General features: G+C 71.5%; 3 protein-coding genes. 2 read left to right on the top strand and 1 reads right to left on the bottom strand.

The window, feature by feature from the left end; all coding sequences use genetic code 11:
- Positions 1-109: 109 nt before the first annotated feature.
- Positions 110-397 carry an antibiotic biosynthesis monooxygenase gene (locus ACFU7Y_RS43525; RefSeq protein ID WP_224278491.1) on the bottom strand — a complete coding sequence of 96 codons (288 nt, stop codon included), beginning with the start codon at positions 395-397 and terminating at the stop codon, positions 110-112.
- A 98-nt stretch (positions 398-495) separates the two neighbouring features.
- On the opposite strand from ACFU7Y_RS43525, the gene ACFU7Y_RS43520 reads away from it, so the two are divergent.
- A complete protein-coding gene (locus ACFU7Y_RS43520; protein WP_224278492.1) occupies positions 496-1,074 on the top strand; it encodes a TetR/AcrR family transcriptional regulator in 579 nt (192 codons plus the stop codon).
- A gap of 63 nt (positions 1,075-1,137) precedes the next feature.
- Positions 1,138-1,925: hypothetical protein (locus tag ACFU7Y_RS43515; RefSeq protein ID WP_380771987.1), on the top strand; the 788-nt coding region annotated here is incomplete at its 3' end.

Here is a 1,925-nt window from a genome sequence, read left to right as displayed (position 1 = left end):
GACGCACCCCGGGCCGACTGGTCCCGTCCGCCGGTGGTGGAGGTCAGTACCCGGCGGTCCACTCCCGCTTGGTTCAGAGTCCACCGCCGGCCGTCACAGCCCGCCCCCGTCACCGTGACAGCAGGGTGTGAACCTGACGGGGCTTGACCTCTCGCTCATCGAACGCGACCGCAGCACCCGACTCGCGAGCCACGGTGGCGAACGCCGCCTGGAACGCCTGCGGGGACTCGAACTCGCCGGTGGTGACGACGGCGTCGCCCTCGGAAGTGACCCAGACCTCGGCACGCAGGAACCCCGACTGCGCGGCCAGCACCTCGCGGACCTGGTGGCAGCGGCCGACGAACTCCTCGACGTACTCGGGCTTCGGGTAGTGGAACGCGACGAAACCGAACGGCATGACGGTGCCCCCTATGCGTTATACGATTGCGTATAACGAGAGGCTAGACCCGTTGTACGGCTACGTACAACGGGTGCGATTGTGAGGCGGGTCACACCATGGGCGCGTTGCGCACACCACGCGAGAAGTGGGTCGAGGAAGGTCTGCGGGCGCTGGCCTCAGGCGGCGTGGACGCCGTGCGCGTCGAGGCCCTGGCCAAATCCCTCGGCGTGACCAAAGGCGGGTTCTACGGCTACTTCGCCGACCGCGACGCACTGCTGACGGAAATGCTGGACACCTGGGAGCGAGAGGCGACCGACGACGTCCTCGACCGGATCGAGCACGAGGGCACAGACACCAGGGACAAGGCCCGCCTGGCCGGGAAGCTCACCTTCTCCGACCGCCTGCGCCCCATCGACCTGGCCATCCGCGACTGGGCCCGCCGCGACCAGGCCGTCGCCGAACGCCTGCGCCGCGTGGACAACACCCGCATGGACCTGCTGCGCGCGGCCATCGGCACCGTCTGCGCCGACCCGGACGAGATCGAGGCCCGCAGCCTGCTGGCCTTCTGCGTGGCCATCGGCAACCACTTCCTCGCCGCCGACCACCCCGGCCGCACCCGCGCCGAGGTCCTCGACCGCGCCGGCGACCTCATCCTCGCCCGCCCGCCCCACGACCCCGCCCAGTCTGCGCCCTGATGGACGCGCCAGGCTGAGCGGCCCGGTAGATTCGCTCCCCCGCCACCGACCGAGGGAGTGCCCGTGCCCGACCGGCCCAGCCTGCTGTACGTGACCGACCTGGCCTACCCGGCACGCGGGCGGCGCTACGGCGACGAGGACGTCCTCCTCACCTCCCGGCTGCGGGAGTGGTTCGACCTGGCGCTGTGCCACCCGCTCGACGCCCGGGCCCTGATGGGGCGCTTCGACGCGGTCGTGGTGCGCAACAGCGGGCCGGTGCTGCACTACCGGGAGGAGTACGCCCGCTTCCGCGCCCGGGCGCTGGCCGACGGCGTGCGGGTCTACAACCCGCTGACCGGACGGGGCGACATGGCCGGGAAGCGGTACCTGCTGGACCTGACCGAGGCGGGCCACCCCGTCATCCCCACCGTCGACCGGCCACAGGACCTCGACCGGCTGCCCGCCGCCGACCGCTACGCGGTCAAGCCCGTGGAAGGCGCCGACAGCATCGGCCTGCGCTTCCTCACCCGCGACGAGCTGGACGGTCTCGAATGGGGCGAGGTGCTCGTCCAGCCGCGGATCGACTTCCGGTACGAGGTCTCGTTCTACTTCGTGGACGACGCCTTCCAGTACGCCCTCCACGCGCCCGACCCGGCCCGGCGCTGGGTGCTGGAGCCGTACGAGCCGAGCGCGGCCGACCTGGAGTTCGCGCGGGGCTTCGTCGACTGGAACACGCTCGACCACGGCATCCAGCGGGTGGACGCCTGCCGGGCGCCGGACGGGCGCCTGCTCCTGGTCGAGCTGGAGGACCTCAACCCCTACCTGTCCCTCGACCTCGTCGCCGACGAGGTCCGGGACGGCTTCGTGAAGGC

Source organism: Kitasatospora sp. NPDC057542 (assembly GCF_042801945.1).
GTDB lineage: Bacteria > Actinomycetota > Actinomycetes > Streptomycetales > Streptomycetaceae > Kitasatospora.
This window is presented reverse-complemented; position numbering and strand designations above follow the sequence as displayed.

What these genes read in the sequence shown, in the direction of transcription:
- ACFU7Y_RS43525 (WP_224278491.1), bottom strand. Translation starts at nt 397, where the DNA reads ATGCCGTTCGGTTTCGTCGCGTTCCACTACCCGAAGCCCGAGTACGTC.
- ACFU7Y_RS43520 (WP_224278492.1), top strand. Translation starts at nt 496, where the DNA reads ATGGGCGCGTTGCGCACACCACGCGAGAAGTGGGTCGAGGAAGGTCTG.